This window comes from Delftia tsuruhatensis NBRC 16741 (assembly GCF_001571325.1).
In the GTDB taxonomy this organism is placed as follows: domain Bacteria; phylum Pseudomonadota; class Gammaproteobacteria; order Burkholderiales; family Burkholderiaceae_C; genus Comamonas; species Comamonas tsuruhatensis.
Genome location: NZ_BCTO01000135.1, coordinates 1 through 635, shown reverse-complemented (window position 1 = coordinate 635; position 635 = coordinate 1). Strand labels below are relative to the sequence as shown.

The following is a 635-nucleotide window of genomic DNA, read 5'->3' as shown; positions in this document are numbered from 1 at the left end:
TCATCCTGGGGCTGTAGTCGGTCCCAAGGGTATGGCTGTTCGCCATTTAAAGAGGTACGTGAGCTGGGTTTAAAACGTCGTGAGACAGTTTGGTCCCTATCTTCCGTGGGCGCTGCAGATTTGAGGAAGCCTGCTCCTAGTACGAGAGGACCGGAGTGGACACACCTCTGGTGTATCGGTTGTCACGCCAGTGGCATTGCCGAGTAGCTAAGTGTGGAAGAGATAACCGCTGAAAGCATCTAAGCGGGAAACTCGTTTCAAGATGAGATCTGCCGGGGCCTTGAGCCCCCTGAAGAGTCGTTCAAGACCAGGACGTTGATAGGCTGGGTGTGGAAGCGCAGTAATGCGTTAAGCTAACCAGTACTAATTGCTCGTGAGGCTTGACCCTATAACTTTGATGACGTTGATCATCAAGGTGGTTATGCCAAGTAAGGCGCAGTCAAAATACAAAGCTGATTACAGACTCTATGAATTCGTTGTGTTGCTCGCAAGAGCAGCATGACAACAAGTTATGCCTGATGACCATAGCAAGTTGGTACCACTCCTTCCCATCCCGAACAGGACAGTGAAACGACTTTGCGCCGATGATAGTGCGGGTTCCCGTGTGAAAGTAGGTCATCGTCAGGCTCTTACAG

General features: G+C 50.7%; 2 rRNA genes. Both read left to right on the top strand.

Annotation, left to right across the window (positions count from 1 at the left end):
- Positions 1 to 388 (top strand): 23S ribosomal RNA (locus DTS01S_RS29315); the annotation flags it as partial.
- A gap of 126 nt (positions 389 to 514) precedes the next feature.
- A 5S ribosomal RNA gene (gene rrf, locus DTS01S_RS29310) occupies positions 515 to 627 on the top strand.
- Positions 628 to 635 lie beyond the last annotated feature (8 nt).